Source organism: Agromyces aurantiacus (assembly GCF_016907355.1).
Taxonomy (GTDB): domain Bacteria; phylum Actinomycetota; class Actinomycetes; order Actinomycetales; family Microbacteriaceae; genus Agromyces; species Agromyces aurantiacus.
In genome coordinates, this window is sequence record NZ_JAFBBW010000001.1 from 2,910,859 (window position 1) to 2,933,131 (window position 22,273).

A 22,273-nucleotide genomic window follows, 5' to 3' on the forward strand; every position below is an offset into this window, starting at 1 on the left:
GGACAACGAAGGAGATGCAGTGACCACGCAGATCGTGATCCTCGCAGCCGGCATGGGGAGCCGGCTCGGGCGTTCCCTCCCCAAGCCGCTCACCGAGCTCAGCGACGGCCGCACGATCATGCGCCAGCAGTTCGACAACATCGAGCACGCCTTCGGCCGCAACGCCAGCGTGACCCTCGTCGTCGGCTACAAGCTCGAGCACATCATCGAGGCGTTCCCGCAGGCGTCGTTCGTCTACAACGAGGAGTACGACCAGACGAACACCTCGAAGTCGCTCATGCGCGCCCTCCAGGCGTCGCAGGGCGGCGGCGTGCTCTGGATGAACGGCGACGTGGTCTTCGACCCGCGCATCCTCGACCGTGCGCTGCCGTTCATCGCGCGCGACCAGTCGTTCGTCACCGTCAACACCGCCAAGGTGTCCGACGAGGAGGTGAAGTACACCACGACCGCCGAGGGCTACATCAAGGAGCTCTCCAAGACCGTCAAGGGCGGGCTCGGCGAGGCCGTGGGCATCAACTACATCTCCAGCCGCGACAAGGCGACGCTGCTGGCGCACCTCCAGCGCGTCGGCGCCCAGGACTACTTCGAGCGCGGCATCGAGCTCGCGATCGAGCACAACGGCCTGCTCGTCGAGCCGATGGACGTCTCCGACCTCTACGCGGTCGAGATCGACTTCGCCGAAGACCTGGAGCGCGCGAACCACTTCGTGTGACCTGCGAGATCCCACAGCACGAGGAGCGGATGCCACGAGGCATCCGCTCTTCGCGTGTCGGGCTCTGCCCCGGCGGGCCTCTACGATGTCAGACGTGATGAGCTACGCGGACTCGCATCCGTTCTCGCGGACGCCGTGGGCCGAATACCGGCACTCCCTGTGGCTCCTCACCACCCGCGACCTCAAGGTGCGGTACTCGACATCCGCGCTCGGCTACGTGTGGTCGATCCTCGACCCGCTCGTGATGGCCGGGATCTACTGGTTCGTCTTCACGCAGGTCTTCCAGCGCCCGGTGGGCACCGAGCCGTACATCGTGTTCCTGCTCTCCGCGCTGCTGCCGTGGATGTGGTTCAACGGCGCGGTCTCCGACTCGACGCGCGCGTTCCTCAAGGACGCGAAGCTCGTGCGCTCCACGAAGCTGCCGCGCACGATCTGGGTGAACCGGATCGTGCTGTCGAAGGGCATCGAGTTCGCGCTCTCGCTGCCGGTGCTCGCGCTGTTCGTCGCGGCCGCGGCATGGTCGGGCGTCGAGGTCCGGGTCGGCTGGGAGCTGCTGCTGTTCCCGCTCGCGATGGTGCTCCAGGCGGCGCTCACCGCGGGCGTGGGCATGATCGTCGCGCCGCTCGTGGTGTTCTTCCGCGACCTCGAGCGGGCCACCAAGCTCGTGCTGCGCTTCCTGTTCTACGCCTCCCCCATCGTGTACGGCACGACGAACCTCCCCGAGCAGCTGCACGTCTGGGCGGCATTCAACCCGCTCACCGGGATCTTCGGGCTGTACCGGTCCGGCTTCTTCCCCGGCGAGCTCGACTGGTTCGCGGTCGGCGTCGCGGCGGCCGTGTCGTTCGCGATCCTCGCGATCGGGCTGTGGGTGTTCCGGTCGTCCGAACGCCAGGTGCTGAAGGAGATCTGATGCCCGACGCCGCCATCCGCACCGCCGACCTCGGCATCCGGTTCCGCCGCAACCGCCGGGGCCGCCGCTCCTTCAAGGACCTCTTCTCGCGCAGCCGCCGGCGCGTCCGGCCCGACGAGTTCTGGGCGCTGCGCGACCTCTCGATCGAGGTGCGTCCGGGCGAGGCGATCGGCGTCGTCGGGCGCAACGGCCAGGGCAAGTCGACGTTGCTCAAGCTCGTCGCCGGCGTGATGCTGCCCGACGAGGGCACGGTCGCCGTCAACGGCGGCGTCGCCCCGCTCATCGAGATCACGGGCGGCTTCGTCGACGATCTCACGGTGCGCGACAACGTCTACCTCACCGCCGGCCTGCACGGCATGACGAAGTCGCAGATCGACGCGAAGTTCGACGAGATCATCGGGTTCGCCGAGATCGGCGACTTCCTCGACACGCCCTACAAGCACCTCTCGAGCGGCATGAAGGTGCGCATCGCGTTCGCCGTGATCTCCCAGCTCGAGGAGCCCATCCTGCTCGTCGACGAGGTCCTCGCGGTCGGCGACAAGGCGTTCCGCGAGAAGTGCTACCGCCGCATCGAGGAGCTCCTCGCCGGCGGCCGCACGCTCTTCTTCGTCTCGCACAACGAGCGCGACCTCCGCCGCTTCTGCACGCGCGGCCTCTACCTCGACAAGGGGCGGCTGGTGCTCGACGCGCCCATCGACGAGGTCCTCGACCGCTACAACGCCGACTACGGCACGGTGAAGTAGCGGCGGCGGGCCGCGTCAAGCCCCCGGCCCGGATGCCGCGCCGCGGCCGCCTTCGCAGGTGCGCCGCCTAGGATCGTCGGCATGTCCGAACGCGTGCACAACATCACGTCGATGCGCTCCGGCGCGCCGCGCGAGGGCGAGCCCGGCTCGGATGCCGCCGACCGGGCCGCCGGGCTCGAGCGCGGCTTCGACCGCCTCCTGTCCATCCAGCGGCCCATCGTGGTCGCGCACCTGCGCGGGATCCGCCGGAACCATCCGACCGCGACGCCCGACGAGCTCGTGCGCATCCTCGAGCGGCGCTACCTCACCGCCGTGACCACCGGCGGCGCCGCCGTGGGCGCGACGGCGGTCGTGCCCGGCATCGGCACGGGCGTCACGCTCGCGCTGTCGGGCGTCGAGACCGCGGGCTTCCTCGAGGCCACGGCCCTGTTCGCGCAGTCGGTCGCCGAAGTCCACGGGATGCACGTCGAGAACCCCGACCGCGCCCGCGCGCTCGTGATGACGCTGCTGATGGGCCGCGAGGGCGTCGACCTCGTGCGCCAGTTCGCGGCGCAGGCCACCGGCGGCAGCGTGAGCCGCAACGCGTACTGGGGCGAGGTGATCACCAACGGGCTCCCCAAAGCCGTGATGGGCACCGTCGCCGACCGGCTTCGCCGGGTCTTCGTCAAGCAGTACGCCGTGCGCGGCGGAGCGGGCATCATCGGCCGCGCGATCCCGTTCGGCATCGGCGCGGCGATCGGCGGCGTGGGGAACCACATGCTCGGCCGGCGCGTGCTGCAGCAGTCGCGCCTCGCGTTCGGGGGCGCGCCGCAGGTCCTCCCCGCCGAGCTGGAGCCGCGCGAACCCGGCGTGCCCGCGGGCGTGCGGGCCGCCCGGCGGGGCGCCGCCGTCACGACCGCGCTCGCCTCGGCGACCAGCCGCGGCCTGCGCTCCGCGAGCCGTGCCATCGGGCGCCGGCGCGACGCGGACGCCGGCGCCGGCACCGGCACCGGCGCCGGCACCGGCGCCATCGCACCGGAGGCCGACGACCCGTCGGCCGGATAAACGACCGCTCGACCGAACCCGACCTCAGTCGACCTCGACCTCGTCGGACTGCTCGGCGGCCTCGCCCTCGGCGTCGTGGTCGTCGACCTCGGGATCGGCCGCGTGCAGTGCGGCGAAGCGCTCCCACTCGGCCATCAGGTGGTCGACCGCCTCGTGGAACCGGGCCGTGGTGACGCCGGGCGTGGTGTCGCCGAAGTACCGCTCGACCCAGTACGCGAGCCGGCCGAGCGCGGCTTCGTCGTGCGCGACCTCGTCGACCCGCGCGGTCATGGTCGCGCCATCCGCGGCATCGAGCCATTCGCACGCCGAGAGGTACCCGCCCGTGTCGACCTGCGCGTCGGGGTTCGCGGGCCTGGTCACGAGCAGCGGCCTGCCCGCGGCGAGGCGGTCGTAGACCATCGCCGAGATGTCGACGATCGCGACGTCGGCCGCGGCGAGCTGCCAGCCGAGGTCGGGTCCCGTGTCGACGATGTGGTGCGCCGACGCGTCGCCGGAGTTGGCCTGCTCGAGCACGCGCATGATCTCGCGGTTCGCGACCCCGTAGTCGTGGTCGACGACCCCGGAGCGCGGATGCGGGCGGTAGATCACGCGGTGGCGGCCGGTCGCGACGAGCGCGCGGACGAGCTCGACGCCGTGCGACGCGATCGACCCGTACGCGGCCGCCCCCCGGTCGCCCTCCCACGTCGGCGCGTAGAGCACGACCTCGCGGTCGTCCTCGGGGTAGGGCAGTGGCCGCCCGTCGAGGTAGTGGTCCGCCTGCGGCCGGCCGATCGGGATGGCGCGCTTGTCGAAGTCGTAGTCCCAGAGCACCTTCTCGAGGCGCGCCCGCGCGGCATCGCCGGCGATCAGCGCGTAGTCGTACGCCTTGAACTGGTTGGTGGTCATGTACATCTTGTCGGACTCGCCGTGGTTGATGAACACGTGCCAGCGGCGGCCGTACCGCATCATCTGGAAGTTCTTGGCGTTCTGGTTGACGTAGAAGACGACGTGCAGGTCCTGCTCGTGGATCACCCGCTCGAGGTCGGCGACGCGCCGGACGTAGGCGACGGGCAGCGGCGACTCCTCGCGCAGCGCGAGCGCGGCACCCGACGCGCGGCTGAGGATGAGCACCGGATGGCGCTCGGCGAGCACCGCGAGCGGCCTGTACCACTGCCGCAGCTGGTACAGGTTGACCTTGCCGTCGGCGAAGTACACGCCGATGCGGTACCGGTGCGGCTCGAGCGAGGGCAGCTCGGCCAGGCTGCGCTGCGCGCGGCGCGACCGGATGACGTTCTTGACCAGCGTGACGGCGCGACGCGCGTCTCTCCTCAAACCCACCGTCCAAGGGTAGCCGGAGCCCCCGTGCCGGGGACGCGGGTCAGATGACCGGCGGCCGGCCTGCGAGCGTCATCCGCCAGACGGTGCGCCAGCGCAGCGGACGTCGCGGTCCCGGGTCCTCGCGCCAGCCTGCACGCCATCCCCCGAACCAGGCCCGCAGGGCGGCGGGGTCGCGGAACCACCGCAGCACCTGGATGGCCGTCCACGAGCCGACGTAGAGCGGGACGAACGGCAGGGGCAGGTTGCGGCGCGCGAGCCACACGCGGTTGCGCGCGTTGAGGCGGTAGTAGTACTCGTGGCGCGCCGGGTCGATCACCGGGTGCGCGGCCTCGAGGTCGCCCGCATACCAGGCTCGGTGGCCCGTGTCCCACACGCGCCAGGCGAGCTCGATGCCCTCGTGCGCATAGAAGAACGGGTCGGCCCATCCGCCCGTCGCCTCGAACACGGCACGCGGCATGAGCACGGCGCCCTCCCAGCACGAGAACACGTCGCTGGAGCGCGCCGGGTCGCCCTTGCGGATGCGCGGGATCCAGCGCCGCGGCGCGGTCAGGCCGGTCGGATCGACGACGCGCGGCTGCACGAGCCCGAGGTCGGGGTGCTCGGCGAGCACGCGGCATCCGTCGGCGAGGAAGCGCGCGCTCGGCAGGAACGCGTCGTCGTCGAGGAAGAACAGCACCTCGCCCGACACGTGCGGCACCCCGCGGTTGCGGCCCGCGGGGATGCCGAGGTTCTCGGGCAGGTGCACCGTTCGCACCTCGGGCGGCAGCGGCGGCTCGGCGGTCGCCGGATCCCAGCCGTTGCCGACGCACGCGACGTCGACCTCGACGCCCTCCTGGTCGAGCACGCTCCGGATGCCGCGGGCGAGCTCCTCGGGCCGTCGTCCCATCGTCAGCACGACCACGCCGACGCGCGGCACGGGTGCGGCCTGGTCAGGCGCGGACACGGCGGGAGGCCATGATCGCGAGGAAGTGCCCGACGAGGGCGAGCACGGCGAGCGGCAGGAGTGCCGCGACGACGACGCGATCGACGACCGGCTGGCCCGCGAAGAGGCCCACGACCGCCGCCGCGAACGCGATGAGGGTCAGCTCGACGGAGTGGTAGAGGCGGTGGAACGGCACGAAGCGGGCCGCCTTGCGCAGCGTCGCGATGAGTCCGCCGCGCGGCGCCGTCTCGCCGTGCGTGTCGGCTAGCTTGGGCAGGCCCGCGTTGGCGCGCGCGACGTGCACCATGTCGTTGAGCGCCTTGTTCAGCACGATGACGAGCGCCAGCAGCGCCGCGATCGTCGTCCAGAGGAAGTCCTCGGGGAACTCCAGCGGATACGCCGCGGCGCGGATGCCGAGCGCGAGCGGGATCAGCGCCTCGGTCGTGTAGTGGCCGACCTTGTCGAGGAACACGCCGGCGGGGCTCGAGGTGCGCCGCCATCGGGCCACCTCGCCGTCGCAGCAGTCGACGAGCATCTGGAGCTGGCCGAGCACGACGGCGAGCAGCGCACCCCAGATGCCGGGGATGAGCAGCGCCGCGGCCGTGGACCAGCCGACGAGGATCATGAGGCCGGTCACGCCGTTCGCCGAGATGCGCGTGCGCAGCAGCAGCCAGGTCAGGTACGGCGACAGGTCGCGCAGGTAGAGCGACGCGGTCCAGTGCTCGGCGTTGCGACGACCGCGCACCTCGGGCGGCTGGGTCACCGCACGCAGCTCGGCGATCGATGCCGGCCTGCCGCGCTCGGGCTCGGTCTGCGTCATGCTCACCTTCCCGTGTGGCTGGAGATGTTGCTCGTGAGCGCGAGGTACCCGAGCACGAAGCCCGTGCCCCAGGCCACGTGGATGCAGGGCAGCACCACGAGGAACCACCCCGCGGTGGCCGCACCTCGCCCGCGAGCGTACACGAGCGTCGCGACCGCGACGAAGAGGAGGTAGACGAGGGGTGCGGCGAAGCCGACGAGCATCCACGGGAGCGCGCCGAGGCCCAGCTGCACGAGGCCGCCGATGCCGAGGAGCGTGCCGAGGACGACGCCGACGACCATGAGCGGCGGGATGAAGTAGCGGATGCCGTTGTCGGCCGGGAACCGGCGGGCGAGCTCGCCTCGCCAGAGCCCGGTCGAGAACATCTGCCGGGCCAGGCGCTCCACGCTCGACCGCGGCCGGTACGTCACCGCGAGGCGCGGCGTGAACCACACGAGGCCGCCGGTGTCGCGCAGGCGGCGGTTGAGCTCCCAGTCCTGTCCGCGCTTGATCGTCTCGTCGAAGAGCCCGACCCGCTCGAGGGCACTGCGCCGGAAGACCCCGAGGTAGACGGTCTCGACCGGCCCCTCCTCGCCGCCGACGTGGAACGCCGACCCGCCGAGCCCGACCGGTGTCGTGTAGGCCAGTGCGACGGCGCGCTCGAACGGCGTCTCGCCGCGCGCATCCATCACGCCGCCGACGTTGTCGGCGCCCGTGCGCACGAGCGTCTCGACGGCGGTCCGCGCGTAGTCGCGCGGGAGCATCGAGTGCGAGTCGACCCGGATGACGACCGGGTGGGATGCGGCCCGGATGCCGATGTTCAGCCCGGCGGGCGTGGAGCCCACCTCGTTCTCGAGCACGCGCACGCGCGCGTCGCGCTCGGCGAGGTCGGCGACGAGCTCGGCCGTGCCGTCGATCGAGGGCCCGAGGGCGATGAGCACCTCGACCGGCCCGTCGTACTCCTGGTCGAGGATCGACTCGACCGCGGCACGCACGTGCGAGGCGTCGTTGAGGACGGGCATGACATAGGAGACGCCGATCGGCGGCGAGAGCTCCGCCGGGTGGTGCTGCTCGGGCATGGTCCTCACTCGTGCTGGGTCGATCGAGCCTAGCAGCCGGGCGCCGGGCGGCCGTCCGGGCGTGCAGCGCCACGCCGGGACGGCGACGGGGGCCGGACCAAGCTGGTCCGGCCCCCGTCGGGTGGGAGCGATGCGCGCTCGGGCTTAGCCCTCGAAGGTGCCGAGCGTCACGGTCGTGGTCGTCGACTCGCCGTCGCGCGTGTAGGTGATCTCGGCCTTCGAACCGCCGGCGAGCGCACGCACCTGCGCCGTCAGGTCGGTCTGGTCGGTGATCGGGATGCCGTTCAGCGCGGTCACCACGTCGCCCGACTGCAGGCCGGCCGCTTCGGCGGCGCCACCCGAGCTCACCTCGGAGATCAGCGCGCCGACCGTGGCGCTGTCGCCGCTGGCCTGCGCCGAGGTCACCGTCGCACCGAGCAGGCCGTGCGTGGCCGCGCCGTTGTCGATGATCTCCTGCGAGACGCGCTTGGCGAGGTTGGCGGGCACCGCGAACCCGACGCCGATGTTGCCGGCCTGGCCCGAGCTGCCGCCCGTGGAGAGGATGGCGACGTTCACGCCGATGAGCTTGCCCTGGGAGTCGAGCAGCGCACCGCCCGAGTTGCCCGGGTTGATCGCGGCATCCGTCTGGATCACCGGGATGGAGATGAGGCCGCCGTCCTGCTGCGACGGCGCGCCCTGCTGGCCGTCGTAGTTCCAGAAGTCGAACGGGCTCTCCTGTCCGGTGCCGCCGCCGCCCTGGCCGTCGTCGGGCGTCGACGGGGCCGCGGAGGACTCCACGTCGATGCTCCGGTTCAGCGCGCTGATGATGCCGTCGGTCACGGTGCCGGACAGGCCGAGCGGCGCGCCGATCGCGATCGCGGTGTCGCCCACGTTCAGCTCGTCGGAGTCGGCGAACTCGATGGGCGTGAGGTCGGAGGCGTCGACGAGCTTGATGACCGCGAGGTCGCTGAGCGGGTCGGTTCCGATGAGCTCGGCGTCGAACAGGCGGCCGTCGTCGGTCTTGACCTGGATCTTCGCGTCGCCGGTCGCGCCGTCGAGCGTGACCACGTGCGTGTTGGTCAGCACGTAGCCGTCCTCGGAGAGGATGACACCCGATCCGGTGCCCTGGTTCTGGCCGCCGGCCACCTCGATGGTCACGACGCTCGGGCTCGCGGCCGCGGCGACGGCGCTGACCTGGTTGACCGACTCGGTGTCGTTCACCACGATGCGCTCGGCGCCCGTGGCGCTCTGGGTCGTGCTCGTGTCGTCGTCGCTCGTGACGAGCGCGGTGACGCCGGCGCCCGAGGCACCGCCGATGAGCGCGGCGGCGACGATGGCCGCGGCGACGCCGAGTCCGACGCGGCGCGGCTTCGCCGGGGCGGGCGCGGGTGCGCCGGATGCCGCGGCGGGGCCGCCGAACGCGGGAGGCACGATCCCCGATCCGCCGGGCGCCGCCGCCTGCGGCGCGGTCGGGTGCGGAGCGGTCGTGTGCGGAGCGCCCGCGGGCGCCCCGGCGACGGGCGCCGTCGGGGCGGTCGCCCCCGGAGCGGGTGCGGCGGCCGGCTCGTGGCGGTACTGCCCGGCGACGTACGGCTGCGGCGCCTGGCCGGGCGTGTAGACCGTGCCCGTGGGGCGCGGCGCGGCGGGCGCCTCGGACGCGGGTGCCGCGGGTGCCGCGGGCGTCTCGGCCGCCGGCGCGGCGGGCACCTCGGCCGCAGGCGCGGCGGGCACCTCGGCCGCAGGCGCGGCGGCGCTCGCCGCGGGCGCGGCCGTGGTCTCGGCCGGCGCAGCCGGCGTCGGCGCCGACGTCTCGGTGGCCGCGGGGGCCGCCTCGCGCTCCGGCGCGGTGGTCTCCGGGCGGGCCTCCGGCTCCTGGTCGTGCCCGCCGGTGGTGGTCTCGGTCATGTGGTCGCTCCCTTCCAGCGAAGCCAGCATCGCCCTGCAAGCTGTGCGGCGCGTCGGCGGTGTCTATGACCGGCCTATGCCGATGCCGGGAACCGCCCGGGCGCCCCCGACAGCGTAACGGGCGCAGCGTGACGTACGGTGTGAGCGTGGAATCCAGCCCGCTCCCCCGCCTGGCGCCGTGGCAGCGCACCGCCGCGGGCGCCGGCCTGCTCGCTCCCGACGGCACGGTGGCGGCCACCGTCTTCGCCGAGATGAGCGCGCTGGCCGTGGCGACGGGCGCGATCAACCTCGGCCAGGGCTTCCCCGACGAGGACGGCCCGCACGAGGTGCTCGAGGCCGCGCGCGAGGCCATCTCCGCCGGGCTCAACCAGTACCCGCCGGGCCCGGGCATGCCGGTGCTGCGCGAGGCGATCGCCCGCCACCAGGCCCGCTGGTACGGCCTGTCGGTCGATCCGGGTCGTGAGGTGCTGGTGACCGCCGGCGCGACCGAGGCGCTCGCGGCGACCCTGCTGGCCTTCGTCGACGACGGCGACGAGGTCGTCACGTTCGAGCCGTCGTACGACGCGTACGCGGCCGTGATCGCGCGAGCCGGCGGCATCCACCGCACCGTGCCGCTGCGCTTCCCCGACTGGCGGCCCGACCACGACGAGCTGCGTGCCGCCGTGACCGATCGCACGCGCGTCATCCTGGTCAACACGCCCCACAATCCGACGGGCGCGGTGCTCGACCGCGGGACGCTCGAGCTGGTCGTCGAGCTGGCGCACCGGCACGACGCGCTCATCGTGACCGACGAGGTCTACGAGCACCTGGTGTTCGACGGCGCGCACACGCCGATCGCCGCGCTGCCCGGCGGATGGGATCGCACGATCTCGATCTCGTCGGGCGGCAAGACGTTCAACACGACGGGCTGGAAGATCGGCTGGGCGACCGGCCCCGCCCACCTCGTCACCGCCGTGCTCGCGGTCAAGCAGTACCTCACGTTCGTCAACGGCGCGCCGTTCCAGCCGGCGATCGCGGCCGGGCTCGACCTGCCCGACCGGTTCTTCGCCGACGCCGCGGCGACGCTCGCGGCCAAGCGCGACCTGCTCGTCTCGGGACTGGATGCAGCCGGCTTCGCCACGTCGGTGCCCGCCGCCGGCTACTTCGTCGTCGCGGACGCCGCGGCGCTGGGCGAGGCCGACGCCGTGGCCTTCTGCCGCGACCTGCCGCGCCGCGCGGGCGTCGTGGGCGTGCCGATCTCGGCGTTCGTGCATCCGGAACGGCGCGATCCCGTGCGCAGCCTCGTGCGCTTCGCGTTCTGCAAGCGACGCGAGGTGCTCGAGGAGGCGTCGGCGCGGCTCGCGGCGCTCAGCCCTGCGCCGGGGGCGTCGACCGCTCGGTGACCGCGAACCGGCGCAGCGCGAGCGCGGGGTTGAGCCGTCGCACGGCCGCGATGCGCTCCGAGGAGAGCCACGCGACCGCCACGTCCTCCTGCTCGCCGATCGTGGCCAGCTCCACGCCCATCGGGTCGACGATCATGCTGTTGCCGGCGCCGACCGGCGGCGCGTGGTCGGCGGCGATGACGTAGGCGGTGTTCTCGAGCGCGCGCGCCGTGGTCAGCGTGCGCCAGTGCGCCTCCTTGAGCGGCCCCCGCACCCACTCGGCCGGCATGCAGATCGCGTCGGCCCCCGCATCGACGATGCGTCGCGAGACCTCGGGGAACCGCACGTCGTAGCAGGTCTGCAGCCCGAAACGGAGGCCGCCGGCCTCGAACGTCTGGGGCTCGCCGATCTCGCCGGGAGCCACCCATTCCGACTCGCGCTGCCCGAAGGCGTCGTAGAGGTGCAGCTTGCGGTAGCGCGCGACCACGCCGCCGCCGGGGGCGATGGCGAGCACCGTGTTGCCCACGCGCTGCTGCCCCTCGAGCCGCTCGATCATGCCCGCCACGAGGTGGATGCCGAGCGCGTCGGCGAGCTCGCCGAGCGCGGCCGCGAACGGTCCGTCGACGGGCTGCGCCGCCCCGAGCCACTCCTCCCCCGGCGTGGGCGTGAACCAGCTCGAGTACTCCGGGAACACGATCAGCCGAGCGCCGCGCGCGGCCGCCCGCTTCGCGAGCCGCCCCATCGCATCGAGGTTCGCGTCGGCGTCGTTCCCGGGCGCGAACTGCGCCGTCGCGACCGCGATCTCCGCGCCATCCGTCTGCATGGCCCCAGCCTAGGGGGCGGATTCAACACGATTCGGAGACGGAACTCAAGATCTGTCCTTCGCGGTGGCCGCATGGTCTACTTTCCCCATCTACGCGTGCGCCCGTCATCCGTGCGTGCGCTCGACCGGTCCCCGTCGCCGCGGACTGACCGTCTGCGGTGACGGGAACCTCGACAGAGGGGAACCCGCAGTGCTTCGAGCACCACGCAGCGTCATCGGCGCCGTTGCGGTGGGCGCCTCGGCGATCACCATCGCCGTGGCATCCGCCATACCGGCATCCGCCGACGACCATCTCAACCTGCCCGGCGAGCCGACGATCACGCTGCCGATCAACGACAGCGAGGCCGGCGGCACGTACGACCAGGACTTCACGCGCGTCTACGCCGGCGCCACGCCCGACGGCACGCCCGTCTACATCTACGTGCCCGTCGGCACGCCGCTCGACGGCAGCGCGCCCGTCGGCGTCGACAGCCTCGATCCGGCGTTCGACCACGACCCGACGGATGAGTTCGTGCCGTGCGCCGAACGCGACGTCGAGGACTTCGCGCTCACGCAGGCCCAGATCGACTACATGGGCGACATCCTCTCCGACCAGATCGTCGCGGTCGACGAGGAGCACTACGGGTTCATGGATGCCGCGGACCCGAACGTGCCCGAGAGCGACTCGCTCGTGATGGTCGTCTACAACGTGCAGGACGAGAACTACTACGACTGCGACGCCGACACGTACACGGCGGGCTACTTCGCGCCCGAGTTCATCGACTCGTCGGGCATGAACGCCATCGTCATCGACGCCTTCGACTGGGCGAACCGCGTCGGCCCCGCCGACTCGGAGTGGAACGACGACGACCCGTCGAACGACCGGCCGACGCTCTACGAGGGCGTCATCGCGCACGAGCTCGAGCACCTGCTGCACAACTACAGCGACCCGGGCGAGCTCAGCTGGGTCGACGAGGGCCTCGCCGACTTCGCGGTGTTCCTCAACGGGTTCGACGTGGGCGGCTCGCACCTGACCTACCACCAGGTGTTCTACGCCGAGACGTCGCTGACGCGCTGGGGCGGCGGCCTCGAGAACTACGGCGCCGCCTACACCTTCTTCCAGTACCTCTGGGAGCAGGCGGGCGGCAACGGCGACGGCACCTACACGCCCGACCTCGAGTACGACGGTGCCGGCGGCGACCTGCTGATCAAGCTCATCTTCGAGAACGAGCTCAACGGCATGGAGGGCGTGCAGGCGGCCATCGACGCGTTCAACGCGCAGACCGGAGGGGACCTGCGTTCCGCCGACGAGCTGTACCGCGACTGGGCCGTGGCCGTCTACCTCGACGACGAGGACTCCGACCTCTGGGACATCAAGGCCGTCGACTTCGGCGACCCGAAGGACACGAGCTGGACGATCGACATCGCCGACGACCAGTTCTGGGGCGGTCGCGGCGACAACCGCGGCGCGCAGCCCTCGGCCAAGTGGGACCGGCGGACCAACGGGCAGAGCGATCTCGCCCTTCCGTACGGCATCCAGGTCGAGCGGTTCCGCAACCCGGGGCCGACCGTGTCGCTCTCGTTCGAGGGCGAGCCCACCACGCAGATCGCACCGCACAGGGGCGACACGCACTGGTACGGCGGCTACGAGAGCCAGTCCGACCACGTCCTCGACGTCGACGTCTCGGGCACCGTGACCTCGCTCGACTTCTGGAGCTGGTACTTCATCGAGGAGGGCTGGGACTACGGCTTCGTCGAGGCGCTGGTGAACGGCGAGTGGGTCACCGTGCCGCTCGTGGACGACTCGGGCGCGACCGTGACGTCGAACGACGACCCGCACGGCAACAACACCGAGGGCAACGGCCTGACCGGCACCTCGGGCGGCGCGTACTTCGTCGACCAGCCCGAGTACGTGCACCTCACGGCGCAGCTGCCCGCCGGCACGACCGACGTGCAGTTCCGCTACTCGACCGACGCGGCGTACCTCGACACCGGATGGTTCGTGGACGACGTCATGGTCAACGGCGCCGCCGCAACGCTCTCGTCGGACGAGGGCGAGTGGATCGAGACCTCCGGGCTCCAGGACAACAACTGGACCCTGCAGGTCATCGCGACGTGCGACCTCACGCCCGGCGTGGACGACGAGTTCGAGATGACCGACGGGGCCGGCAACTGGGTGTACCGCCTGGAGCAGGACTCGGTCGACCTCGCCCTCGACACGCGCTGCGCCAACACCTCGAAGCGCGACTTCACGACGCTCGTGTCGAACCTGCCCACGGGCGACCTCGACACGCTCGACGCGGGGTACGACCTGAGGGTCACCAACACCAACACTCCGAACGGGAAGAAGGGCTGAGGCGACGGGTCCGCGCCGGCGCCCGTCGGCGCGGACCCGCCACCGAGCGGCTCTCTTTCATCAGGAAACGCTCGTTTTAGAAGTACACTGAGCGCGTGGAGCAGCAGGGCGCTCGAGGAGCCGCAGCGCGGTCCCGGCGGATCAGGGCGGTCACCGCGCTGTCCGACCCGGCGCGACTCGCACTCTACGAGCTCGTCGCCCGGAGCACCGAGCCCGTCTCGCGCGACGCGGCGGCCGCCGCCGTCGGGCTCTCGCGCAGCACCGTCGCGTTCCATCTCGACCGCCTCGCCGACGAGGGACTCGTCGAGGTGCACTACCGCCGGATCAGCGGGCGCAGCGGGCCCGGCGCGGGGCGCCCGGCGAAGCTGTACGGCCGGGCCGACGACGAACTGAACCTGGCCATCCCCGAGCGGCACTACGACCTGCTGGCCGACCTGCTCGCCGGGGCGATCGAGCGGGCCGCCGCCACCGGCGGAGACGTCGGAGCGGCGCTCGACGACCTCGCCGAGCGCGAGGGCGGTGCGCTGGCCGCGGGAAGCGACTCGTTCCGGTCGGCGCTCGAGGAGGCCGGATTCGAGCCCGTCGAGGACGGAGCGGACGTCGTGTTCGGCAACTGCCCGTTCCACGCGCTGGCCCGGAAGCACACCGCACTCGTCTGCCGGCTCAACCGCGCGCTCGTCGAGGGCATCGCCGGGGCGGCACCCGGCGCCGCGGAGGTGATCGCCGATCCCGGAGCCGGACGCTGCTGCGTCCGGCTCCCCGGCGCCGCAGTGGGCGCGACGAGCTGAGCCGCCTCGTACGACGGAAGGCCCCGGTCCGATCGGACCGGGGCCTTCCCGTCTGCACTTCCAGTCTACCGGCGCACCCGGGGCTTGCGGCAAGGGCCCGGTGGTGACGCAGAATGGTCGGCTGACCAGCGATTCCACTACCGAGGAGCTCGTGATCCACTCCGCATTCGCCCTTCCCGACCACCTCGCCGGCAAGGCCGACCCGGCCCTGATCGCCGATGACGAACGCCACTTCTCGGCGATCTCCGCCAGCCTCGAGCGCTCGATCGACGAGGTCGCCTCCCGGCTCGACGCGGTGCGCCGTGAACGCGGCGGCCACGGCCAGCAGGCGCTCGACCGCGACCTCGAGATCCACCGGCTCACCGCGCGGCTGCGCGCGCTGCGACGGTTCGGCCTCGACCTCTGCCTCGGCCACATCCTGGCCTCGGACGGCGACGACCCCGTCTACCTCGGGCGGCTCGGGCTGGCGGATGCGTCGGGCCGCCGGCTGCTCGTCGACTGGCGCTCCCCCGCCGCCGAGCCGTTCTTCGCGGCGACGCACGCGGAGCCCATGGGGCTCGTCCGCCGGCGCCGATACCGGTGGACCCGCGGGCGGATCACCGACTACTGGGACGAGGTGTTCACCGACGACGAGTTGCGCGAGCACGCCGCAGCGCTCGACGACCAGTCGGCGTTCATCGCGAGTCTCGGCGAGCACCGCTCTGAGCGCATGCGCGACGTGCTCGGCACCATCCAGGCCGACCAGAACGCCATCATCCGGGTGGGCTCGCGCGGCGCGCTCGTCGTCGACGGCGGCCCCGGCACGGGCAAGACGGTCGTCGCGCTGCACCGCGCCGCCTACCTGCTCTATGCCGACCCGCGCCTCGGCCGTCGGCACGGCGGCGTGCTCGTCGTCGGCCCGAGCCGCCCCTACCTCGACTACGTCGCCGACGTGCTGCCGGGTCTCGGCGAGGAGGGCGTGCAGGTGTGCACGCTGGCCGACCTCGTGCCCGAGGGCGGCACGGCCCTCCGGCCCGAGACGCCCGAGGCGGCGCGCCTGAAGTCCTCGGCGGCGCTCGTCGGTGCGGTCGAGGCGGCGATCGCGTACTACGAAAGGCCGCCCGCCGTGGCGATGACCGTCGAGACCGACCACGTCGACGTCGGGGTCGACCCCGTCGACTGGGCCGAGGCGTTCGCGGCGCCGGAGCCCGGCACACCGCACAACGAGGCGCGCGACGAGGTGTGGGACGCCCTCATCGACCGCCTCATGGACCAGCGCGACGAGGAGGTTCCGGAGGCGGTGTTCCGCCGTGCGCTGCAGCGCGACGGCGAGCTGCGCCGCGTGTTCGCCCGGGCGTGGCCGCTGCTCGACGCGGCGGGAGTCGTGGCCGACCTCTGGTCGGTGCCCGCCTACCTGCGCGCGTGCGCGCCGTGGCTCGCTCCCGATGAGATCCGCGAGCTGCAGCGCGAGGATCCCAGGGCGTGGACCGCTGCGGACCTGCCGCTGCTCGATGCCGCCCGCCTGCGCATCGGCGACCCCGAGGCATCCGCCCGGCGCCGGCGCCGCGAGTTCGCGCTCGCCTCGGAACGCGAACAGCGCGAGATGGTGCTCGAGCACCTCATCGCGGCCGACGACTCCGAGATGGCCGTCATGTCGATGCTGCGCGGCGCCGACCTCCAGCGGACGCTGGTCGACGAGCAGGCGCTGCCGCAGGCGGACCCCGACCTGCTCGCCGGCCCCTTCGCGCACGTGATCGTCGACGAGGCGCAGGAGCTGACCGACGCGGAGTGGACGATGCTGCTGCGACGGTGCCCCTCCCGCAGCCTCACGATCGTCGGCGACCGCGCGCAGGCACGGCACGGGTTCCCCGACTCGTGGCCCGAGCGGCTCGCCCGCGCCGGCATCGATCGCGTGACCGTCGCCGGACTGAGTATCAACTACCGGACGCCCGAGGAGGTCATGGCCGCGGCCGAGCCCGTGATCCGCGCCGCGATGCCCGACGCGAACGTGCCGACCTCGGTCCGCCGCACCGGCGTCCCGGTCGCGCACGGCGCGGTCGCCGACCTGCGGTCGATCCTCGACGGATGGCTCGACGCCCACCCCGAGGGCACCGCCTGCGTGATCGCTCGGCCGGCGCTCGAGCCCGCGGGGCTGCCGGACCCGGGCCGCATCCGCTCGCTCACCCCGGAGCTCGCGAAGGGGCTCGAGTTCGACCTCGTCGTGCTCGTCGACCCCGACTCGTTCGGACCCGGCATCGAAGGCGCGGTCGACCGGTACGTCGCGATGACGCGCGCCACGGGGCGTCTCGTGATGCTCTCCGACGCTCCACGAGGTCAAGACCCTCGCGATCCCCGAGGCGTCGGTGCGAGCATGGGTGCTCCGCGCAATGAGGTGGCCAGGAGGTGAGTCGTGGACGGACACGCGACACTGAAGACGGATCGGTTGGTGTTGCTGCCCCTCGCTGACGAGCATGTCGAGCTCGAACTGGAGCTCGACAGTGATCCCGAAGTCCTCCGATACCTCGGCGGACGGGCCCGCAGCCGCGAGGAGGTCATCGCGAGCCACGAGCGGCGGATGCAACTGACCGCGCGGATTCCCGGTCTCGGCTTCTGGATCGCATTCTCGGCAGAAGGGCTCGACGGGGGCTCGCCACGACGAGCGGATGGATTCGTCGGGCTCATCATGCTGCCGCCGGCCCACGGGCCCGACCAGCCGGATGACCCGGATGTCGCTGACCTCGGATACCGCCTGAGACGCCGATATTGGCGTCGGGGGCTTGCCGGCGAGGCATGCCGTGCCGTTCTCACGCACGGGTTCGAGACCGTGGGCATCCAGCGGGTGATCGCACAGACACGAATCGACAACGCGCCGTCTCGCGCGCTGCTGCGCACTCTCGGCATGCGCATGGTGCGCTCGTACGTGCCTGCCGAGGACGAGTCGGCCGCAGGCATGCGCGACGTCGAATACGAGCTCACACGCGACGACTGGCGCCGTCGATCCACTCGTTGATCGCCGCGAAGCGTTCTGCCCGCGACGGTCGGGCGGGTCACGACGTCGGCTCGCCCGGCTCTCCTCGGGCGGGCCGCCCGAGGACGACGCGGACCAGGATCACGGCCTGCACGACGACGCCGATCACGGTGCCGATGATCGCGACGACCAGCAGGATGCGAACGAGCAGCGCCCAGTCGAACCCGGTGTCGGGGAAGTCGAAGGGGAACACCTCCCAGAAGCGCCAGAGCGTGATCACCGCGATGACCGAGCCGACGAGGTCTCCCGCGGTTCGGATCCAGCGCCGATCGAAGACCAGGTCGACGAGGTTCGCGATCGCGCCGACGATCAGCCCCAGGTTGACCAGGCCGAGCACCTCGAGCATCGCCTCGGTGAGGAACGGGACCTCCCGCCAGGTCGGCCACACGTTCACGAGTACGAGCAGCGCGACATTCACGATCACCGCGACGGCGTAGCCGAACCGGCGCCCGGCCGGCCCGGGCCGGGATGGTCGCGATGCGGCACCCCGCCGCGGATCCGTGGACATGGCGCCAATGGTGCTCGCGCTGAGGCCTCCGCGGGACGGGCCAAGGTCCCGGGAGAGACCGTGCACGGCCGGAAAACGAAGAAGTCCCGGAAGCCTGACGGCTTCCGGGACTTCTCACTTTGGTTGCGGGGGCAGGATTTGAACCTACGACCTCTGGGTTATGAGCCCAGCGAGCTACCGAACTGCTCCACCCCGCGGCACAAGAGATAACACTAGCACGGGTTCCGGGGGCCGTCGAATCGGGCTCAGCGCCCGGGCGCGTCGCGCCGGGCGACGATCTCGTACGAGAGCGGGAGCCACGGTTCGGCCGGCCAGCCGTACATGCCGTCGCCCTGCTCGACGACGACCGGGAAGATCCGGAACGGCACCTGGAAGCGCTCCTCGAACTCCTCGACCACGAGGCCGGCGTCGCGCAATGCGCGCAGCACCTCGCTCACGGGGTGGGTCCACTCGAACGTCTTCGCGTTCGCCAGTCGCGCCTCGGGGTCGGCGTAGTCGCCCGGGTCCTCGAACTCGACGACCTCGGCCGAGGAGTACGGGAACGAGAACGTCGGCATGCCGTCAGGGCCGCCGTCGCCGTCGAAGACGAACGCGGCCGGGTGTCCGTCGGCGAAGTACAGGCGCCCGCCCGGCTTGAGGAACCAGGCGATGATCCGGGCCCACTCCGCGACATCCGGAAGCCAGCCGATCGTGCCCCACGTGGTGAACACGAAATCGAACGACTCGGGCTCGGGCAGTCGATGACGCGCGTCGTAGAGGTTCGCCTCGACGAAGCGCGCGCGATCGGCCACGCCGAGCTCCTCGGCCATCCGTCGCGCCTCCTCGACGGCCGGGCGCGAGAAGTCGAGTCCGACCGCGGTCGCGCCCGCGTTCACGAGCGAGAGCGTGTCGGAGCCGAAGTGGCATTGCAGGTGCAGCACGCGAACGCCCTCGAGGCCATCGGGGAACAGCCGGGCGACGCCGGCCGCGGCGATCGGGTCGAGCACGCTGCCGCCGTCGCGCAGCCGAGCGCGGTCGTAGAACTCGGAGGCCACGTGCACCGGGACGCGCTCATCCCAGTTCGCGCGGTTGCCCTCGAGCCACTCGCCCGCGGTGAGATCCGTCATCGCCGACTCCGATCAGCCCTGCGGCGCCTCGGTCGCCGGCGGCTCGGTCGAGGGTGCCTCGGTGCTGCCCTCGTCGGCCAGCACGATGAGCTCCGAGATGATCTCGGCGAGCTCGGCGTCGGCCTTGCCGTAGGCGGCCCAGTCGCCGTCCTGCAGCGCCTGCTGCTTGTCCTCGAGCGCCTGGCGGGCCCGGTTCAGCAGCGACTGCAGCTCGGTGTCGGTCGTGCCGCCGGTGCCGCCGCCCGTGTCGGGCGTGGTGCCGGGCTCGGTCGGCTGGACCTCCTCGTCGCCCGCCGCCGCACCCGAGTCGCCGCCGAACAGCACGTTCAGCGCCTCGTCGAGCGTGTCCTGGAAGGCGATCTGGTCGCCGAACGCCACGAGCACCTTCTGCAGCACCGGATAGCTCGTCTCGCCGGTCGACCGGACGTAGACGGGCTGCACGTACAGCAGGCCGCCGCCGACGGGCACGGTGAGCAGGTTGCCGTTGATCACGTCGGACTGGCCCTGCTTGAGCAGGTTCAGCGACTGCGACACGGTCGGGTCGGAGTTGAACGTGTTCTGCACCTGGCCGGGACCGGGCACGTTGTCGTCCTCCGGCAGGGCGAGCAGCCGCAGCTTGCCGTAGCCGTCGGCCCGGGTGCCGTCCTCGGATCCGGCGTTCGAGTCGACCGCGAGGTAGCCGCGCAGCACGTTGCGGCTCTGCGTGCCCCGGGCCTCGGGGATGAACGTCGAGTAGATCGAGTACGTCGGGGCCTCCTGACCGGGCATCTGCATCGTCAGGTAGTACGGCGGCTGCAGCAGCGAGGTCGTGGAGGGCTGCGTCGGGTCCTTCGGCGTGGTCCACGCGTCCTCGCGGGAGTAGAACGCGTCGGCCTCGGTCACGTGGTAGCGGCCCAGCACGGCGCGCTGCATCTTGAAGAGGTCGGCCGGGTAGCGCACGTGGCTCATGAGCTCGCCCGACATCTTGCTCATCGGCTGGATGGCCTCGGGGAAGATCTTGTCCCAGGTCTTGAGGATCGGATCCTCGGTGTCCCACGCGTAGAGCTTCACGGTGCCGTCGTACGCGTCGACGGTCGCCTTGACCGAGTTGCGGATGTAGTTGACCTCATCGAACGCGAGCGGCTGCTGCACGCCCTCGCTGTCGGAGATCGCCTCGCTGTAGCTGACCTTGTTCGAGTACGGGTACTGGTCGGAGAGCGTGTAGCCGTCGACGATCCACACGATGCGCCCGTCGACGACCGACGGGTACGTGTCGCTGTCGAGGGTCAGGAACGGCGCGACCTTCTGCACGCGCTCGATCGGCGAGCGGTCGTAGAGGATCTGCGAGTCGTTGCTGACCTGGTCGGAGAGGAAGATCTGCTCCGACTGGAACTTCAGCGCGTAGACGAGCTTGGTGAAGAGGTTGTCGAGCTTGGGCCCGCCGTCGCCCTGGAACGTCGTCTGCTGCGGGTTGCCCTCGCCGCCGGCCGGGAAGTCGAGCTCGATCGGCTTCTCGCCCTCGGGCGCACCGACGATCGAGTACTCGGGCGAGTTCTCGCCGAAGTAGACGCGCGGCTCGAACTCGGGAAGGTCGCCGGTCGAGGGGATCCCCGACTGGATGAACACCGGCTGGCCGTCGCTCGACCGCTGGTTGCCGGCCGCGGCGACCAGGCCGTACCCGTGCGTGTAGACGAGGTGGTTGTTGAACCAGGTCTGCGCATCGCCGAGGCCCTCGAGGTTGAGGTCGCGGATGGCGACGACGGTGTCCTGCGTGGTGCCGTCGATCTGGTAGCGGTCGACGTCGAGCGTCTCGGGGAACTGGTAGTACTGGCGGAACTGCTCGAGCTGGCGGAACGCCGGGCTGATCACGGCCGGGTCCATGAGGCGGATGCTCGCCGTCGTCTCGGCGTCGGAGCGCAGCGCGCCCGGCTCGGCGTCGGTCTTCGCCTCGTACGGGATCTCCTCGATGTCGGCGACCCCGAACGCATCGCGGGTCGCCTCGATGTTGCGGGTGATGTAGGGCGACTCGAGGGCACGCGCGCTCGGGTCGACCTGGAATCGCTGCACGACCCACGGGTAGAGCGAGCCGATGAGCAGGCTCGACACGATGAGCAGCACGGCGCCGATGAGCGGCAGGCGCCAGCGGCCGAGGATCGCGGTGATCAGGAACAGCACGGCCACGACCGCGGCGATCACCGACAGGATCTGCCGCCCCGGGATGGTCGCGTTCACGTCGGTGTAGGAGGCACCGGTGATGAGCGAGCCGACCTCGGTGACGGTGGCGTACTGGTCGAGCCAGATGCTCACGGCCTGCAGGAGCAGGTAGACGCCGGCGGTGATGGCGATCTGGATGCGCGCGGCCTTCGACACGACGAGCTCACGGCCGTTGACGCGGATGGCGCCGTAGAGGTAGTTCGTCGCGATCACGAGCAGGCCCGAGAGCAGCACCACGGCCGATGCGAACCCGACGATCGAGCGGTAGAAGGGCAGCTCGAACACGTAGAAGCCGACATCGAGCCCGAACTGCGCGTCCTTCGTGCCGAAGGGCGTGCGGTTGAGCCACACGAGCACGGAGTCCCAGCGGCTGGCCGTCGAGACGCCCGCGAACACGCCGAGCACGATCGGGATGCCGTACATCGCGAGGCGGCGCAGCGGCTCGAAGATCTCCTGGTAGCGGTCGAGCTGGGAGTTCAGCTTCGCGTAGACCGGGCGCGTGCGATAGGCGACCTGGATCGAGATCCACACGGGAAGGGCCATCGCGAGGAACCCGATGACGAACAGCACGACGCGCGCGATCCACTCGGTGGCCAGGACCTCGACGAAGCCGAGCTGCTGGTACCAGAGGACGTCGGCATAGATGCCGGCGAAGACGAAGAAGGCCACCACGAGCGCACCCACGATGCCGATCGTGATCGCGATCGGCGCGCGACGGCGCGGCATCCTCGGTTCCTGCGGC

Annotated in this window: 18 protein-coding genes and 1 tRNA gene; 9 read left to right on the top strand and 10 right to left on the bottom strand. The window is 71.6% G+C overall.

From position 1 onward, the window contains the following. Positions 1-19 precede the first annotated feature (19 nt). The 4 genes from JOD46_RS13760 (at position 20) to JOD46_RS13775 (ending at position 3,409) form a co-directional block, all read left to right on the top strand. Positions 20-712, top strand: coding sequence for a phosphocholine cytidylyltransferase family protein (locus JOD46_RS13760; RefSeq protein WP_204395092.1), 693 nt, complete (start codon positions 20-22; stop codon positions 710-712). 97 nt (positions 713-809) lie between these two features. Next, positions 810-1,622, top strand: a complete 813-nt coding sequence (locus JOD46_RS13765; protein WP_204396674.1) for an ABC transporter permease — start codon at positions 810-812, stop codon at positions 1,620-1,622. Beyond that, positions 1,622-2,365, top strand: coding sequence for an ABC transporter ATP-binding protein (locus JOD46_RS13770; protein ID WP_204395093.1), 744 nt, complete (start codon positions 1,622-1,624; stop codon positions 2,363-2,365). Before JOD46_RS13765 ends, JOD46_RS13770 begins: the two co-directional genes overlap by 1 nt. Positions 2,366-2,446: 81 nt before the next feature. Beyond that, entirely contained in the window at positions 2,447-3,409 is a 963-nt protein-coding gene (locus JOD46_RS13775) for a hypothetical protein (protein ID WP_204395094.1), read from the top strand. A 24-nt stretch (positions 3,410-3,433) separates the two neighbouring features. Here the strand turns inward: JOD46_RS13775 and JOD46_RS13780 are convergent, their stop codons facing one another. From JOD46_RS13780 to JOD46_RS13800, 5 genes are all read right to left on the bottom strand, one after another. Next, positions 3,434-4,726: a CDP-glycerol glycerophosphotransferase family protein gene (locus tag JOD46_RS13780; protein ID WP_204395095.1), complete on the bottom strand. Its 1,293-nt coding sequence runs from the start codon at positions 4,724-4,726 to the stop codon at positions 3,434-3,436. Between the two features lie 40 nt (positions 4,727-4,766). Further along, positions 4,767-5,612, bottom strand: coding sequence for a glycosyltransferase family 2 protein (locus tag JOD46_RS13785; protein ID WP_204396676.1), 846 nt, complete (start codon positions 5,610-5,612; stop codon positions 4,767-4,769). A gap of 43 nt (positions 5,613-5,655) precedes the next feature. Further along, complete coding sequence (locus JOD46_RS13790; RefSeq protein ID WP_204395096.1) at positions 5,656-6,468, bottom strand: CDP-alcohol phosphatidyltransferase family protein; 813 nt, start codon at positions 6,466-6,468, stop codon at positions 5,656-5,658. A 2-nt stretch (positions 6,469-6,470) separates the two neighbouring features. Beyond that, a complete protein-coding gene (locus JOD46_RS13795) occupies positions 6,471-7,526 on the bottom strand; it encodes a glycosyltransferase family 2 protein (RefSeq protein WP_239562770.1) in 1,056 nt (351 codons plus the stop codon). A gap of 144 nt (positions 7,527-7,670) precedes the next feature. After that, positions 7,671-9,410 (bottom strand): S1C family serine protease, encoded by a 1,740-nt coding sequence (locus tag JOD46_RS13800; protein WP_204395097.1) that lies wholly within the window; start codon positions 9,408-9,410, stop codon positions 7,671-7,673. A 146-nt stretch (positions 9,411-9,556) separates the two neighbouring features. Here JOD46_RS13800 and JOD46_RS13805 point away from each other — a divergent pair, with 146 nt between their 5' ends. Beyond that, complete coding sequence (locus tag JOD46_RS13805) at positions 9,557-10,792, top strand: aminotransferase class I/II-fold pyridoxal phosphate-dependent enzyme (RefSeq protein ID WP_307835043.1); 1,236 nt, start codon at positions 9,557-9,559, stop codon at positions 10,790-10,792. Here JOD46_RS13805 and JOD46_RS13810 read toward each other — a convergent pair. Further along, entirely contained in the window at positions 10,758-11,594 is an 837-nt protein-coding gene (locus JOD46_RS13810) for a carbon-nitrogen hydrolase family protein (RefSeq protein WP_204395099.1), read from the bottom strand. The two genes, JOD46_RS13805 and JOD46_RS13810, sit on opposite strands and share 35 nt — an antisense overlap. Before the next feature lie 190 nt (positions 11,595-11,784). On the opposite strand from JOD46_RS13810, the gene JOD46_RS13815 reads away from it, so the two are divergent. From JOD46_RS13815 to JOD46_RS13830, 4 genes are all read left to right on the top strand, one after another. Then, positions 11,785-13,929, top strand: a complete 2,145-nt coding sequence (locus JOD46_RS13815) for a M6 family metallopeptidase (protein ID WP_204395100.1) — start codon at positions 11,785-11,787, stop codon at positions 13,927-13,929. Between the two features lie 95 nt (positions 13,930-14,024). Then, on the top strand, positions 14,025-14,717 hold the full coding sequence (locus JOD46_RS13820) for a helix-turn-helix transcriptional regulator (protein WP_204395101.1): 693 nt from the start codon (positions 14,025-14,027) through the stop codon (positions 14,715-14,717). A gap of 103 nt (positions 14,718-14,820) precedes the next feature. Next, complete coding sequence (helR, locus tag JOD46_RS13825) at positions 14,821-17,103, top strand: RNA polymerase recycling motor ATPase HelR (protein WP_307835044.1); 2,283 nt, start codon at positions 14,821-14,823, stop codon at positions 17,101-17,103. Between the two features lie 3 nt (positions 17,104-17,106). Next, positions 17,107-17,706 (top strand): GNAT family N-acetyltransferase, encoded by a 600-nt coding sequence (locus JOD46_RS13830; RefSeq protein WP_204395102.1) that lies wholly within the window; start codon positions 17,107-17,109, stop codon positions 17,704-17,706. A 37-nt stretch (positions 17,707-17,743) separates the two neighbouring features. Here the strand turns inward: JOD46_RS13830 and JOD46_RS13835 are convergent, their stop codons facing one another. From JOD46_RS13835 to JOD46_RS13850, 4 genes are all read right to left on the bottom strand, one after another. Next, positions 17,744-18,232, bottom strand: a complete 489-nt coding sequence (locus JOD46_RS13835) for a hypothetical protein (RefSeq protein WP_204395103.1) — start codon at positions 18,230-18,232, stop codon at positions 17,744-17,746. 120 nt (positions 18,233-18,352) lie between these two features. Then, positions 18,353-18,429 (bottom strand) — tRNA-Met (locus JOD46_RS13840). A 48-nt stretch (positions 18,430-18,477) separates the two neighbouring features. Next, positions 18,478-19,338, bottom strand: coding sequence for a class I SAM-dependent methyltransferase (locus tag JOD46_RS13845; RefSeq protein WP_204395104.1), 861 nt, complete (start codon positions 19,336-19,338; stop codon positions 18,478-18,480). Between the two features lie 12 nt (positions 19,339-19,350). Further along, a complete protein-coding gene (locus JOD46_RS13850; RefSeq protein WP_204395105.1) occupies positions 19,351-22,257 on the bottom strand; it encodes a UPF0182 family membrane protein in 2,907 nt (968 codons plus the stop codon). Positions 22,258-22,273 lie beyond the last annotated feature (16 nt).

What these genes read in the sequence shown, in the direction of transcription:
- JOD46_RS13845 (WP_204395104.1), bottom strand. Translation starts at nt 19,338, where the DNA reads ATGACGGATCTCACCGCGGGCGAGTGGCTCGAGGGCAACCGCGCGAAC.
- JOD46_RS13850 (WP_204395105.1), bottom strand. Translation starts at nt 22,257, where the DNA reads ATGCCGCGCCGTCGCGCGCCGATCGCGATCACGATCGGCATCGTGGGT.
- JOD46_RS13775 (WP_204395094.1), top strand. Translation starts at nt 2,447, where the DNA reads ATGTCCGAACGCGTGCACAACATCACGTCGATGCGCTCCGGCGCGCCG.
- JOD46_RS13810 (WP_204395099.1), bottom strand. Translation starts at nt 11,594, where the DNA reads ATGCAGACGGATGGCGCGGAGATCGCGGTCGCGACGGCGCAGTTCGCG.
- JOD46_RS13835 (WP_204395103.1), bottom strand. Translation starts at nt 18,232, where the DNA reads ATGTCCACGGATCCGCGGCGGGGTGCCGCATCGCGACCATCCCGGCCC.
- JOD46_RS13795 (WP_239562770.1), bottom strand. Translation starts at nt 7,526, where the DNA reads ATGCCCGAGCAGCACCACCCGGCGGAGCTCTCGCCGCCGATCGGCGTC.
- JOD46_RS13765 (WP_204396674.1), top strand. Translation starts at nt 810, where the DNA reads ATGAGCTACGCGGACTCGCATCCGTTCTCGCGGACGCCGTGGGCCGAA.
- JOD46_RS13800 (WP_204395097.1), bottom strand. Translation starts at nt 9,410, where the DNA reads ATGACCGAGACCACCACCGGCGGGCACGACCAGGAGCCGGAGGCCCGC.
- JOD46_RS13785 (WP_204396676.1), bottom strand. Translation starts at nt 5,612, where the DNA reads ATGGGACGACGGCCCGAGGAGCTCGCCCGCGGCATCCGGAGCGTGCTC.
- JOD46_RS13770 (WP_204395093.1), top strand. Translation starts at nt 1,622, where the DNA reads ATGCCCGACGCCGCCATCCGCACCGCCGACCTCGGCATCCGGTTCCGC.
- JOD46_RS13790 (WP_204395096.1), bottom strand. Translation starts at nt 6,468, where the DNA reads ATGACGCAGACCGAGCCCGAGCGCGGCAGGCCGGCATCGATCGCCGAG.